Source organism: Primorskyibacter flagellatus (genome assembly GCF_900176485.1).
In the GTDB taxonomy this organism is placed as follows: domain Bacteria; phylum Pseudomonadota; class Alphaproteobacteria; order Rhodobacterales; family Rhodobacteraceae; genus Primorskyibacter; species Primorskyibacter flagellatus.
Genome location: NZ_FWYD01000008.1, coordinates 44,118 through 58,326, shown reverse-complemented (window position 1 = coordinate 58,326; position 14,209 = coordinate 44,118). Strand labels below are relative to the sequence as shown.

Sequence of the window (14,209 nt, the reverse complement as noted above, 5' to 3'; positions counted from 1 at the left end):
ACGGGAACCGAACGCCACAGAGGAACGTTAGGTTCCAAGAAAAACACAAGAGGTACGAAAAAATGACGGATGGTCGCTCCGCTGCGGATTTCGCGGAAACAGTTGGCAGCCTGTTGCCTTACTTGCGGCGTTACGCCCGCGCATTGACGGGTAGCCAGACCACGGGGGACAACTACGCGCTCGCCACGTTGGAGGCTTTGCTGGAGGATCGGACGATCTTTGATGCCGAGCTTGACCCCAAGGTTGCGCTGTTTCGGGCCTTTCACGTCATCTGGACCAGCGCGGGCGCGCCCGTCGCAGAGGACGAGACAGCGATTGGGCGCCGCGCTCAGGCGCATATGGCCGATCTGACGCCGAACACCCGCGAGGTTTTGTTGCTCTACACGATCGAGAGCTTCTCTCATCGCGACATCGGGTCGATCATGCAGATTTCGGCTGAAGAGGCCGAAGAGTTGCTGACGATCGCGCGCCGCGAGATGGAAACCAGCCTGTCTGGTCGTATTCTTGTGATCGAAGACGAGGCCGTGATCGCGCTGGACCTGCAAAGCATCATTGCGGATATGGGGCATGCCATCACTGGTGTCGGGCGGACCCGCGACGGTGCTGTATCGCTGGCTCAGAAAGAGCGCCCTGACCTTATCCTGTCGGATATCCAGCTTGCTGATGGGTCTTCGGGGATTGACGCGGTGAATGACATTCTGTCCGCAGCAGGAGAGATCCCGGTGGTTTTCATCACCGCCTTCCCCGAGCGCCTTTTGACCGGCGAGCGACCGGAGCCTGCATTCGTCATCACCAAGCCTTACTCGGAAGAACAGGTGCAATCCGCGATCAGTCAGGCAATGTTCTTTGCGTCGACAGAAACATTGAATGCCTGAACTATTACGCAACGGCTAAACGCGAAAGGGCGGTCACATCGACCGCCCTTTTCATGTGATCCAAGCCGTGCGGTCAGACCGGCGGTCGTCCTTTGAAAGCGCGTACGATCATCGCAATGACAAACAGCACCACGAAGATGAAGAACAGGATCTGTGCGATACCGGCAGACGCGCCGGCTATGCCACCAAAGCCGAACAACGCGGCGATCAGTGCAACTACAAGAAATGTCAGTGCCCAACCAAGCATAGGGGGCCTCCTTTCAGTGTGTTTTCGTCGCGTCGTTCTGACGCGTTGTGAGAGGAAAACGCCGAGATCGGCGGAGCGGTTCCAGAGTATTTTTGGCGATCTGATTGGAACAAAATGTCTTTAAATGCGTTGTGCAAAGTCAGGTTCGGGGGCCGTCCCGAGCCATGATGTACGAGGTTTGCGGACGCACGCGCGTCCGTGCTAGGAACAAAGCGCAGTGCAGGCGCATGTTTCCTAAGGACGTCCAGAAAGTGATCCTCCAGATTTCTCCTTTGGTTACATGATGCAGCGGCTCGACGCGCGCGATTTGCAAATCCTGACGGTGCTCAGCCGGGACGGGCGCATCACCAAGGCCGCCCTTGCCGAGGCCGTGGGATTGTCGCCCACGCCTTGCTGGGAACGTCTGCGCAAGCTGGAGCGGGCAGGCCTGATCGACGGCTACGGCGCGCAGGTCAATCTGCGCAAGCTTGGCCCGCATGTGTTCGTCTTTGTCGCCGTGGAACTTGCCGATCACACTGCCGCCACCTTCCGCGTGTTCGAGGATGCGCTGCACCGGTATGACGAGGTCACGGCCTGCTGGGCCTTGGGCGGCGGTTTTGATTATCTGATGCAGGTCGTCACCCGCGATATTGACGCCTATCAACGCCTGATTGACAGCATGCTGGAGGCCCGCATCGGCCTGGCGCGCTATTTTACCTATATTGTGACCAAACCGGTGAAGGGACCAAATCCCCCGCCTCTGGCGCTGCTTGCAGGGATAGACGAGTAAGCGGCAGAGGAATCGTCTGCCTTGACCGCTTCATATAGTCGAATTTTCTTTCGAGTCAGGTGATTTCAGCCTCAACCGCTGGACGGCGAGGGCGATACTACGGGCAACAATCCCGGAGGTGTTGCCATGTATGACGTGAAATTGCCTGACGCTCTTGCGCTTGAAGATGCCCGATTGCAACGCAGCTTTGCCTATGTTGACGGCAAATGGTGTGCTGCGGCATCCGGGGATGTTGTCGATGTGACAGACCCCGCGACGGGCCGGGTGATCGGCGAGGTTGCCAGCCTGTCCGCCACCGAAAGCGCTGGGGCCGTGGATGCCGCACAAGCCGCATTTGATGGTTGGGCGGGTCGGCTGCCTCAGGAACGGTCCGCCATTCTGCGCCGCTGGTTCGATCTGATGATCCAGCACCACGAAGATCTGGCCCGGCTGATGGTCGCCGAACAGGGCAAACCGCTGTCCGAGGCGCGCGGCGAGATCGACTATGCCGCGTCTTTCGTGGAATTTTACGCCGAAGAGGCCAAGCGCCCGAATATCGAGGGTGTCACCAGCCATCTGCCCGATGCAGAGGTTGAACTGTGGCTGGAACCTGTCGGCGTCGTGGCGCTGATTACACCGTGGAACTTTCCCGCAGCAATGCTGACCCGCAAGGCCGCGGCCGCGCTGGCGGCAGGCTGCACCGTGGTCGCCCATCCCAGCCATGAGACGCCGTTTTCCGCGCTGGCACTGGCGGAACTGGCGGAACGTGCGGGCCTGCCTGCGGGCGTGTTCAACGTCGTCACCGGGCGCGCCTCGACCGTGGTGCCGCCCTGGACGGATGACAGCCGCGTGCGGGCGCTGTCCTTCACCGGCTCGACAGAGGTGGGGCGGCTGCTGTACCGCGCCTCTGCCGACACGATCAAACGGCTGGTCATGGAATTGGGCGGGCATGCGCCGGTGATCGTATTCAAGGGCGCGGATCTCGATAAAGCCGTGGCCGAGACGATCAAGGCGAAATTCGCGACCACCGGGCAGGACTGCCTTGGCGCCAACCGCATCTATGTGGAACGCGCCATCTATGCAGAGTTCAGCGCCCGGTTTACCGAAGCCGTCAAGGCGCTGACCATCGGGCCGGGCGCTCAGGATTGTGACCTTGGGCCGCTGATGAACGAAGCCGCCATCGCCAAGCAAGAGGCGCATGTCGCGGATGCGCTGGCCAAGGGCGCGAAGCTGGTCGCAGGCGGCAAACGCCATGCGCTCGGTCCACTGTTTTATGAACCGACGGTGCTGACGGATGTGCCGGACGATGCTGCCATCATGTCCGAGGAAACCTTCGGCCCGGTGGCGCCCCTGACGCCCTTCGATACCGAAGCCGAGGTTGTGGCCCGTGCCAACGCGGGCGAATACGGTCTTGTCGCCTATGTCCACAGCCATGATCCGCGCCGAATCTACCGGGTTAGCCGGGCGCTGCAATTCGGCATGGTCGCCGTAAATCGCACCAAGGTGACGGGCGCGCCGATCCCCTTTGGCGGGGTGAAGCAGTCGGGCCTTGGTCGCGAAGGGGCGCGTCGGGGCATGGAACAGTTCATGGAAATCAAATACGTCTGTCGTGACTGGGCATGACTTTTGCGGCGTCCGGACCTGGTCAGGGATTTGAACGCCGACGCTACGAAATTACGCAAAGGAACTGACAATGCTGAAGAATGATCAACTCGAAGCCTGGGACCGGGACAATTTTTTCCACCCTTCGACACATCTTGCCGAATTCGCGCGGGGCAACGCGCCGCATCGCGTCATCACCGGCGGCGAGGGCTGTCACATTACCGACCGCGAGGGCACGCGCCTGTTGGATGCGTTTGCCGGGCTGTACTGCGTGAACGTGGGCTACGGGCAACAAAAGATCGCCGAGGCGATTGCCGGTCAGGCGCGCGAGCTGGCCTATTATCATGCCTATGTCGGCCATGGCACCGAGGCGTCGATCACCCTGTCCAAGATGATCCTTGATCGCGCGCCCGATCATATGTCCAAGGTCTATTTCGGGCTGTCAGGATCGGATGCGAACGAAACCAACGTCAAGCTGATCTGGTATTACAACAATATCTTGGGTCGTCCCGAGAAGAAGAAGATCATCAGCCGGTGGCGCGGCTATCACGGGTCCGGGCTGGTCACAGGCTCGCTGACCGGGCTGGAACTGTTCCACAAGAAATTCGATCTGCCGATGGCGCAGGTGATCCATACCGAAGCGCCCTATTACTTCCGCCGTCCCAAGCAGGAGATGACCGAGGAGGCATTCTCGGCCCATTGCGCGTCAGAGCTGGAAGAGCTGATCCAGGCCGAAGGTCCCGACACCATCGCCGCCTTCATCGGCGAGCCGGTGTTGGGCACAGGTGGCATCGTGCCACCGCCCGCTGGCTATTGGGAGGCCATTCAGGAAGTGCTGAACCGCCACGACATCCTGCTGGTCGCGGATGAGGTCGTCACCGGCTTTGGCCGTCTGGGCAGCATGTTCGGGTCCACGCATTACGGGATGACGCCGGATCTTATCACCATCGCCAAAGGGCTGACCTCGGCCTATGCGCCGCTGTCGGGTTCTATTGTCTCTGACAAGATGTGGAAGGTGCTGGAGCAGGGCACGGATGAAAACGGCCCCATCGGGCATGGCTGGACCTATTCCGCGCATCCGATCGGCGCGGCTGCGGGTGTGGCCAACCTGAAGCTGCTGGACGAGCAGAACCTGATCGAGAATGCCGGCACGGTGGGCGCATATCTCAACAAGGTCATGGCCGAGGCAGTGGGCGAACATGCCAATGTCGGTGATGTTCGGGGTGAAGGCATGTTGTGCGCCGTGGAATTCGTCAAGGACCGTGAAACGCGCGAATTTTTCGACCCATCCGCCAAGGTCGGGCCGAGCATCGCTGCCGCACTTCTGGAACGCGGCGTGATTGGTCGCGCGATGCCGCAGGGCGACATTCTGGGGCTGGCACCGCCGTTCTGCCTGACTGAAGATCAGGCGGACGAGATCGCGTCCAAGACGGCCGAGGCCGTGGCGCAGGTTCTTGGTTAACTGTACAGGGGGCGGCACCGGTCTTGGTTTCCATCGTCGGGAACGAAGATTGGTGCCGTTCGATGCCGCGAACAAAACCGGACAGCATCACTCATTCAGGCGGTTTCCAAAGCGTTTCGGGGCAGGTCGATTGACCTGCCCCGATTGCTTGCTGCCTTGTGAAAGCTCCCGCGTTACTCGGCCTCATCCATTGTCGAGGCGTTGAGTTGCGCGTATTTCTCTTCGCCGATTTTCGTCATCAGATCGAGCTGTGTTTCCAGGAAATCGACATGGCCTTCTTCGTCGGTCAGAAGTTCCTCGAAAATATTCTTGGACACGAAATCACCGACTGACTCGCAATATTTGCGGGCTTCCTTGTACATCGCGACGGAGTCAAGCTCTGCCGCCAGATCGCATTCCAGCGTTTCCTTGGCGGTCTCGCCGATGCGCAGCGGATCCAGCTTTTGCAGATTCGGATGACCACCCAGAAACAGGATGCGGGCAATCAATTTATCTGCGTGGTGCATTTCCTCGATGCTTTCCTCGCGGCTTTTCTTGGCCATGTGACCCAGCCCCCAGTCCTCTTGCAGACGGTAATGCAGCCAGTATTGGCTGACCGCTGTCAGTTCGGCCCGAAGTGCGTCGTTCAGATGTTGGATGACTTTGGTGTCGCCTTGCATGCTTGGTTTTCCTGTGTTTCTCCGCCGCGCAGGCGGCGGAGGTTCATGGGGACTTCCAGATTATCGTTCTTGCGCATCGTGCCAAGAAACAGCGACATGCAGCCGCCGCAATCAGGGGATTTGCCCAATGCGCGATAGACCTTACCCGGAGTGATCAGTGTAGTCTCATCCGCCGCGCGCATCCAGTCAATGGCTGCATCAATGTCTTGGTGGGTGATGTTCTGACAATGGCAGACGATCATGCGGCACCCCTTTCAGTGCAAGGTTTCGGCAGGTTGGCGATGAGTGGATGTAGGAACATGACGCGCCATCCTGCGCAGCGCGAGGCCAAGTGATTGGGCAAGTTCGACGATAGAGGGGGCGACGTCCGGTCGAACCAGCAAGGTTGCCATCAACATCGCGTCTTCGCGGGCACCGTCAGTGGCGGCACCGACAAAATTGGCAAAACATGCCTCGTCCGCGCCAAGACATTTGCAGGTAACATGGTGCCGCATCAGCGGACGGCGGCCGTGATCCGCGCAAAGCTGGCACAGATCCTCCAGGTTGCGCAGCGCCGAACGGCCATGCTGTGCGCCCAGACTTGTCGAGAAGTCGTTCCAGACCTGCTGCTGCGCCTCGGCACCGTCGCACCAGAGCCGCAGATAAAGGACTGCACCGGCCTCGACCGGGCCAAGTTCCGTGAGGTAGCCGACGGGCGCGCCGCCGCGATTATGTGCTGTCTGGGTCATTTGGTCAGGATCAACTTGCCGGCCTTCGTGATGCGAAGACGGTAGATCTGGTCGCCAAGGACGATTTCCGCGAGATCGCCGCCACAGGTCAGATCCGTCGCTTCATAGCGGGGCAGGGCAGGGACCGCCGCACTTGGCGTTCTGTTCGGGATTTGGGCGGTCATCTCACGGCCTCCACCCGGTCCGTGAAATGGTCGAGCAGCCATTCAAAGCTGACCCCGCCTGGTGCCCTGTTGATTTCGGCCAGGCTCCATAGCTCTGACCGGCAGGCGGGGGGTTCGGTGCTTTGAACGTGTTCATAGGTGGGTTCGTCGTAGGATTTCTGCATTGGGATACCTCCACATGATGTGGTCGGGCTTCCCCGGATGCAGGTGGGGTGGCTGGACACCCATTAGGTGACTTATTTAGTCAGATATGTCAATCCGACTCTTTCTGTCGTGTATTAAATTTCTTTGTCAGTCTTCGCCACGGGTCTGACGGATCTGCGCTGACTGTCGATGAGATCGGTAAGACAGATCATAATGGCCGAACATGCGTGCGACCAAATAAGGTGGACGCTCCGCGGTGCTGTCCTGCCGGGCGGACGCACGGGGTTCTGCAATCCAGCCCCGCAGGATCAGGTCAAAAAGGAATGTCGTCCGCGGCTGAGATATAGCTGGCCACGACCTTCTTGGTCCCGGCCTTCTCAAACGCGATTTCCAGCTTGTCACCTTCGATCCCGATGATGCTGCCATAGCCGAATTTCTGGTGAAACACGCGCTCTCCGGTCTCAAAACTTGACACGGCTTGCAGGTCGATCACGGTATTTCGGGTCTCGCGCGGCTGGCTGACAGGTCGCTGGGCAGAGCGTTCCTGCAAGCGTCGCCAGCCCGGCGAGTTGTAGACATTGGCATCGGCCGCGCGCTGTTCGATGCCCGATGATCCGCCCATGCCCGCCGCACCGTAGCCGCCACCGTAAAGGCCCGGCGGGGTCAGCACATCGACATGCTCTTCGGGCAATTCGTCGATGAAGCGCGACGGCAGGGCCGATTGCCACTGGCCGAAGACACGGCGATTCGCAGCAAAGGAAATGGTGCAGATTTCCTCGGCACGGGTGATGCCGACATAGGCGAGGCGTCGTTCTTCCTCCAGCCCTTTCACGCCGCTTTCATCCATGGATCGTTGCGAGGGAAACAGCCCGTCCTCCCAGCCTGGCAAAAACACAGCAGGAAATTCCAGCCCCTTGGCCGCGTGCAGCGTCATGATGCTGACCTTGGCACCGCCATCGTCGGTTTCATTGTCCATGATCAGGCTGACATGTTCGAGGAACCCTTGCAGGTTGTCGAAATTTTCCAGCGCCTTCACCAGTTCCTTGAGGTTTTCAAGCCGGCCCGGTGCCTCGGGCGTCTTGTCGTTCTGCCACATGCCGGTATAGCCGGATTCGTCGAGAATGATCTCGGCCAGTTCCATATGGGTCAGATCGTCGTCACCCGCCATCCGGCCCCAGCGTGCCAGATCCACGACCAGCTTGCCCAGTTCCTTGGCACCCTTGCCCTTCAGCAAACCCTGTTCGATGGCCAGCGCGGCCCCGTCGATCAGGGACACGCCGTTGGCGCGGGCTGTGGCCTGGATGGTCTGCTGGGCCTTGTCGCCAAGCCCGCGTTTGGGCGTGTTGACGATGCGCTCGAACGCCAGATCGTCATCCGGACTGACCACGCAGCGGAAATAGGCCATGGCATCGCGGATCTCCAGCCGCTCATAGAAGCGCGGGCCGCCGATCACGCGGTAGGGCAGGCCGATGGTCAGGAACCGGTCCTCGAACGCACGCATCTGATGCGAGGCGCGGACCAGAATCGCCATCTCGTCCAGCGACACGCTGCGCATCCCGCGCGTGCCCTTCTGCATCGCCTCGATTTCCTCACCGATCCAGCGAGCCTCTTCCTCGCCGTCCCAATGGCCGATCAGGCGGACCTTTTCGCCGTCCTGTGCCTCGGTCCACAGCGTCTTGCCCAGACGACCCTTGTTGCCGTCGATCACACCGGATGCAGCGGCAAGGATATGCGGGGTGGATCGGTAGTTCTGTTCCAGCCGCACCACATGCGCGCCGGGAAAATCCTTTTCAAAGCGCAGGATATTGCCCACCTCGGCCCCGCGCCAGCCATAGATCGACTGATCGTCATCGCCCACGCAGCAGATGTTCTTGTGCGACGCTGCCAGCAGCCGCAACCACATATACTGCGCGACGTTGGTATCCTGGTACTCGTCCACGAGGATGTATTTGAACCAGCGTTGATACTGTTCCAGCACGTCTGGATGCGCCTGAAAGATTGTCACGACATGCAGCAGCAGATCACCGAAATCGACCGCGTTCAACTCTCGCAAGCGGGCTTGATATTGGGCGTATAGTTCCGCGCCGCGCTGATTGTAGGCACCGGCATCCGCAGCAGGCACCTTGGAGGGCGTCAGGGCGCGGTTTTTCCAGCCGTCAATGATGCCTGCCAACTGCCGCGCGGGCCAGCGCTTGTCGTCGATGTTGGCGGCGCGGATCAACTGTTTCAACAGCCGGATCTGGTCGTCGGTGTCCAGGATGGTGAAGTTGGACTTCAGCCCGGCCAGTTCGGCATGGCGGCGCAGCAGTTTTGCGCTGATGGAATGGAAGGTGCCCATCCACCTTACTGGTCCGTTGATCTCAAACGGCGTTCTGGCCAGCCGCTGCTGCATTTCCCGCGCGGCCTTATTGGTGAACGTCACGGCGAGAATTTGATCGTGTCGTGCACGCTGCATGGTGATAAGATGAGCAACACGCGCCATAAGCGCCTTGGTTTTGCCGGTGCCGGCACCGGCAAGTATCAGCAACGGGCCGTCCAATGTTTCCACCGCCTCGCGCTGAGCGGGATTTAGATCATTCAAATACCGGCTAGGCCGCGCAGCCATGGCGCGTGCGGAAAGTGATGCGCCTTCAAAGGCGTCCATTTCGTCGAAACTGCTCATGCGCCGAACCTAGTCGAGGATATGACGGAAGGGAAGGCTCGTTCCTGCTATGTTCGTGCCGCTTTTCGGAGAAATTTCCGACTTTAGCGTTCTGCCGACCCGCGATCTGCTGGACAAGACGCGGCTTCCGTCGCACATAAGCGGCATGGATCTTCACGCTCGCTTTCCGGCAATCGCCGACCTGAAGGACCGCGCGCAGCGGCGTGTGCCGCATTTCGCATGGGAATATCTGGCCAGCGCTACCGGAACCGAGGCCACGAGGGCACGCAACCGGGCCAAGCTGGATGATGTCCTTTTCATGCCCTCGATTCTTCATGGCGAATTCACGCCCGACCTGTCCACGACGCTGTTTGGCCAAAGCTATCCCTTGCCTTTCGGTGTCAGCCCGGTGGGCATGTCCGGGCTGCTTTGGCCGGATGCCGAGCGCAGACTGGCGGCAGCGGCAACGCGCGCGGGTTTGCCCTACAGCCTGTCGACCGTCGCCACCCGCACTCCAGAGGATCTGACCCCGCATATCGACGGCAATGGCTGGTTTCAGATGTATCCACCACGGGACGAGGCCGTGCGTACCGACATGCTGCGCCGCGCCAAAGACGCGGGATTCTCGGTGCTGGTGCTGACGGTGGATGTGCCCGTGGCAAGCCGCCGCGAACGGCAGTTGCGTTCTGGTCTGACCTCACCGCCACGTCTGACGCCGCGGGTGCTGGCACAGGTGGCGCGCTGCCCGGCTTGGGCCTTGGGGACCTTGCAGCAGGGCATGCCGAGGATGCGCCTGATTGATGATTACGCCGCCAAGGTGACCGGCCTCAGCAGCACGGAACATGCAGGCTATCTTCTGCGGACGTCGCCGGGATGGGACTATCTGCGCTGGCTGCGCGATGGCTGGGACGGGCCGTTTGTCGTCAAGGGCGTGATGCGTGCCGACGACGCCGAGCGATTGGAGGCTGCGGGCGTCGACGCGCTTTGGGTGTCCAACCATGCCGGGCGCCAGTTTGACGCCGCACCGGCCAGCATCGAGGTTCTGCCGGAAATCCGCGCCGCGACCGATCTGCCTTTGATCTTCGACAGCGGCATCGAGGGCGGTCTGGACATCCTGCGCGCCGTGGCGCTGGGGGCCGATTTCGTGATGATGGCCAGCGCCTGGCATTTCGCGCTTGCGGCATTGGGCGATGACGGGCCGCCGCATCTGATTGACATGCTGACCCGCGATATGGCCGCCAATATGGGGCAAATCGGGGCAAAAAACCTCGCGGACCTTTCAAATTGCTTACGTTAGCGTGACCAGAACCATGCAATGCTGCATGTGCGAAAAACTATTCGCATCTTTGTAATCTGCCGCTACTGTAAGCGATTAAAATGACATGCCGAATGGACTTTAAGTACAGGACAACGCCACGATGACAGACTTCAACAAGATCCTCATTGCCAATCGCGGAGAAATTGCGATCCGCATCATGCGCGCCGCGAACGAGATGGGCAAACGCACGGTGGCGATCTACGCCGAAGAGGACAAGCTGGGGCTTCACCGGTTCAAGGCCGACGAGGCTTATCGTATCGGCGCGGGGATGGGGCCGGTAGCCGCCTATCTCAGCATTGACGAGATCATTCGCGTGGCGAAGGAATGCGGCGCTGACGCGATCCATCCCGGTTATGGGTTGCTGTCGGAGAACCCGGATTTTGTGGATGCCTGCACCGAGAACGGCATCACCTTCATCGGGCCCAAGGCGAAAACCATGCGCGCTCTGGGCGACAAGGCCAGCGCCCGCAAGGTGGCAATAGATGCCGGGGTCCCGGTCATCCCCGCGACCGAGGTTCTGGGCGACGATTTCGACGCCATTGCGAAAGAGGCCGAAGCGATCGGCTATCCGCTGATGCTCAAGGCCAGCTGGGGTGGGGGTGGTCGCGGTATGCGGCCTATCAACGGCCCTGACGAGCTGAAGGAAAAGGTGCTGGAAGGCCGCCGCGAGGCAGAGGCCGCGTTCGGCAATGGCGAAGGCTATCTGGAAAAGATGATCATCCGCGCCCGGCATGTCGAGGTGCAGATCCTGGGCGATAGCCACGGCAATATCTACCACCTGTATGAACGTGATTGTTCTGTCCAGCGCCGCAACCAGAAAGTCGTTGAGCGCGCGCCTGCGCCCTACCTGTCCGAGGCACAGCGAGAAGAGATCTGCGAGCTTGGCCGCAAGATCTGCGCGCATGTGAATTACGAATGTGCGGGAACGGTCGAATTCCTGATGGATATGGAGACCGGCAAGTTTTACTTCATCGAGGTGAACCCGCGCGTGCAGGTCGAACACACCGTGACCGAGGAAGTCACCGGGATCGACATCGTCCAGGCGCAGGTCCTGATTGCCGAGGGCAAATCGCTTGCCGAGGCGACCGGCAAGGCCAGTCAGTATGACATTCGGCTCAATGGTCATGCGCTGCAAACCCGGATCACCACCGAGGATCCGCAGAACAATTTCATCCCCGATTATGGACGGATCGTAGCCTACCGCGTCGCCACCGGTAACGGCGTGCGGCTGGATGGCGGCACCGCCTATTCCGGTGCGGTCATCACGCGGTTTTACGACAGCCTGCTGGAAAAGGTGACGACCTGGGCACAGACGCCGGAAAAGGCGATCTCGCGCATGGACCGTGCCTTGCGTGAATTTCGTATCCGGGGCGTCAGCACCAATATCGCCTTTGTCGAAAACCTGCTGAAGCATCCCACGTTTCTGAACAACCAGTATCATACCAAGTTCATCGACGAGACGCCCGAGCTGTTCGAGTTCTCCAAGCGGCGGGACCGGGGCACCAAGGTGCTGACCTATATCGCCGACATCTCGGTGAACGGCCATCCCGAGACGGCGGGCCGTGTGCTGCCTGCCTCGGATCTTAAACCGGCGCGTGCTCCACAAGTGCGTGGTGAGCCTGCGCCGGGCACCCGCAACCTGCTGGAAGAAAAAGGCCCGCAGGCCGTGGCCGACTGGATGGCGGCGCAAAAGCAGGTGCTGATCACCGACACTACCATGCGCGACGGGCACCAGTCCCTGCTTGCCACGCGGATGCGCTCGATCGACATGATCAATGTAGCGCCTGCCTATGCGGCCAACCTGCCGCAATTGTTCAGCGTCGAATGCTGGGGCGGTGCCACATTCGACGTGGCATACCGCTTCTTGCAGGAATGCCCGTGGCAGCGTTTGCGCGATCTGCGCACGCGGATGCCCAACCTGATGACACAAATGCTGCTGCGTGCGTCAAACGGCGTCGGTTATACCAACTACCCCGACAACGTGGTGCAGAGCTTTGTCAAACAGGCAGCCGAGACCGGCGTGGATGTGTTCCGCGTCTTCGACAGTCTGAACTGGGTCGAGAACATGCGCGTCGCGATGGATGCGGTTCTGGACAGCAACAAGGTGTGCGAAGGCACGATCTGCTACACCGGCGACATCAACGACCCGGATCGCGCCAAATATGACCTGAAATACTATGTCGCCATGGGCAAGGAGCTGAAAGCCGCAGGCGCGCATGTGCTGGGGCTGAAGGATATGGCAGGGCTGTTGAAGCCCGCCGCCGCCGGGCCGCTGATCACCGCGCTCAAGGAAGAGGTGGGCCTGCCGATCCATTTCCACACGCATGACACCAGCGGTGCCGCAATCGCCACTGTGATGGCTGCGGCGCAGGCCGGGGTTGATGCGGTGGACGCGGCAATGGACGCGCTGTCCGGAAATACCAGCCAGCCGACGCTCGGTTCTGTGATCGAGGCCTTGCGCTGGACCGAGCGCGACACCGGGCTGGACATTGGGGCGGTGCGCGAAATCTCGAACTACTGGGAGGCCGTGCGCGGCAAATACGCGGCGTTTGAAAGCAGTCTTCAGGCCCCCGCATCCGAGGTCTATCTGCACGAGATGCCCGGCGGCCAGTTCACCAACCTCAAGGCGCAGGCTCGCAGCCTGGGGCTGGAGGAACGCTGGCACGAGGTCGCCCAGACCTATGCCGATGTGAACCGGATGTTCGGCGATATCGTGAAGGTGACGCCGTCCTCGAAAGTTGTGGGCGACATGGCGTTGATGATGGTCAGCCAGAACCTGACCCGCGCCGAGGTCGAGGATCCCAAGACCGATGTGGCCTTCCCGGATTCCGTCATCGACATGATGCGCGGCAACCTTGGTCAGCCTCCGGGCGGTTTCCCGGACGGTATCCTCAAGAAGATCCTGAAAGGCGAAAAGCCCAACACAGAACGTCCCGGCAAGCATCTTGTGCCCGTTGATCTGGACGCCAAGCGCAAGGAGCTTTCGGATCTTCTGGATGGGGCAGAGGTGGATGACGAGGATCTGAACGGCTATCTCATGTATCCCAAGGTGTTTCTGGACTACATGGCGCGCCACCAGACCTATGGTCCGGTGCGGTCATTGCCGACGAGGACGTTCTTTTACGGGATGGAACCGGGCGAGGAAATCTCGGCCGAGATTGATCCCGGCAAGACTATGGAGATCCGCCTTCAGACGCTGGGCGAGACCGACGAGAACGGCGAAGTCAGGGTGTTCTTCGAACTGAACGGCCAACCCCGCGTGATCCGCGTGCCGGACCGCAAATCCAAGGCCAGCACCGCTGCACGGTCCAAGGCGGAACTGGGCAATGCCAACCATGTCGGTGCCCCGATGCCCGGTGTCGTCGCCTCTGTTGCGGCGCAGGCTGGACGTCCCGTGAAACAGGGCGACCTGCTGCTGACAATCGAGGCGATGAAGATGGAAACCGGCATCCATGCAGAGCGTGACGCGGTGGTCGCGGCCGTGCATGTCCAGCCCGGGGCCCAGATTGATGCCAAGGATCTGCTGGTCGAATACGAAGCCTAGGAAATTCGTCGCCCCGGAACCTTGCCGAACCGGGGCGGCGACACAAGTTTACGCGTGTTGAGCAATGCGTGACCCAT

Annotated in this window: 13 protein-coding genes; 6 read left to right on the top strand and 7 right to left on the bottom strand. The window is 60.5% G+C overall.

Annotated elements, in window-relative coordinates; all coding sequences use genetic code 11:
* Window positions 1-62: 62 nt before the first annotated feature.
* Window positions 63-875 (top strand): response regulator, encoded by an 813-nt coding sequence (locus tag B8991_RS11950; protein ID WP_084353228.1) that lies wholly within the window; start codon window positions 63-65, stop codon window positions 873-875.
* Between the two features lie 73 nt (window positions 876-948).
* On the opposite strand, the gene B8991_RS11945 is transcribed toward B8991_RS11950, so the two are convergent.
* Window positions 949-1,122 carry a DUF1328 domain-containing protein gene (locus tag B8991_RS11945; protein WP_084353227.1) on the bottom strand — a complete coding sequence of 58 codons (174 nt, stop codon included), beginning with the start codon at window positions 1,120-1,122 and terminating at the stop codon, window positions 949-951.
* Window positions 1,123-1,405: 283 nt separating this feature from the next.
* On the opposite strand from B8991_RS11945, the gene B8991_RS11940 reads away from it, so the two are divergent.
* From B8991_RS11940 to B8991_RS11930, 3 genes are all read left to right on the top strand, one after another.
* Window positions 1,406-1,891, top strand: a complete 486-nt coding sequence (locus tag B8991_RS11940; RefSeq protein ID WP_084353282.1) for an Lrp/AsnC family transcriptional regulator — start codon at window positions 1,406-1,408, stop codon at window positions 1,889-1,891.
* Between the two features lie 126 nt (window positions 1,892-2,017).
* Window positions 2,018-3,493, top strand: coding sequence for an NAD-dependent succinate-semialdehyde dehydrogenase (locus B8991_RS11935; protein ID WP_084353226.1), 1,476 nt, complete (start codon window positions 2,018-2,020; stop codon window positions 3,491-3,493).
* 70 nt (window positions 3,494-3,563) lie between these two features.
* Window positions 3,564-4,934, top strand: a complete 1,371-nt coding sequence (locus tag B8991_RS11930) for an aspartate aminotransferase family protein (protein ID WP_084353225.1) — start codon at window positions 3,564-3,566, stop codon at window positions 4,932-4,934.
* A 173-nt stretch (window positions 4,935-5,107) separates the two neighbouring features.
* Here B8991_RS11930 and bfr read toward each other — a convergent pair whose 3' ends face one another.
* From bfr to B8991_RS11905, 6 genes are all read right to left on the bottom strand, one after another.
* A complete protein-coding gene (gene bfr / locus B8991_RS11925; RefSeq protein WP_084353224.1) occupies window positions 5,108-5,593 on the bottom strand; it encodes a bacterioferritin in 486 nt (161 codons plus the stop codon).
* On the bottom strand, window positions 5,560-5,835 hold the full coding sequence (locus tag B8991_RS11920; RefSeq protein WP_084353223.1) for a (2Fe-2S)-binding protein: 276 nt from the start codon (window positions 5,833-5,835) through the stop codon (window positions 5,560-5,562). Before B8991_RS11920 ends, bfr begins: the two co-directional genes overlap by 34 nt.
* Before the next feature lie 12 nt (window positions 5,836-5,847).
* Entirely contained in the window at window positions 5,848-6,321 is a 474-nt protein-coding gene (locus B8991_RS11915; RefSeq protein ID WP_084353222.1) for a hypothetical protein, read from the bottom strand.
* Window positions 6,318-6,485: a hemin uptake protein HemP gene (gene hemP / locus B8991_RS11910; protein WP_084353221.1), complete on the bottom strand. Its 168-nt coding sequence runs from the start codon at window positions 6,483-6,485 to the stop codon at window positions 6,318-6,320. The genes B8991_RS11915 and hemP overlap by 4 nt, the downstream gene beginning before the upstream one ends.
* Entirely contained in the window at window positions 6,482-6,649 is a 168-nt protein-coding gene (locus B8991_RS21465; RefSeq protein WP_179141479.1) for a hypothetical protein, read from the bottom strand. Before B8991_RS21465 ends, hemP begins: the two co-directional genes overlap by 4 nt.
* 293 nt (window positions 6,650-6,942) lie before the next feature.
* Window positions 6,943-9,291, bottom strand: coding sequence for an ATP-dependent helicase (locus B8991_RS11905; protein ID WP_084353220.1), 2,349 nt, complete (start codon window positions 9,289-9,291; stop codon window positions 6,943-6,945).
* A gap of 145 nt (window positions 9,292-9,436) precedes the next feature.
* Between B8991_RS11905 and B8991_RS11900 the strand changes: the two genes are divergently transcribed.
* Window positions 9,437-10,567: an alpha-hydroxy acid oxidase gene (locus B8991_RS11900; protein ID WP_084353281.1), complete on the top strand. Its 1,131-nt coding sequence runs from the start codon at window positions 9,437-9,439 to the stop codon at window positions 10,565-10,567.
* Window positions 10,568-10,688: 121 nt separating this feature from the next.
* Window positions 10,689-14,132 carry a pyruvate carboxylase gene (locus B8991_RS11895; protein ID WP_084353219.1) on the top strand — a complete coding sequence of 1,148 codons (3,444 nt, stop codon included), beginning with the start codon at window positions 10,689-10,691 and terminating at the stop codon, window positions 14,130-14,132.
* Window positions 14,133-14,209: the final 77 nt, after the last annotated feature.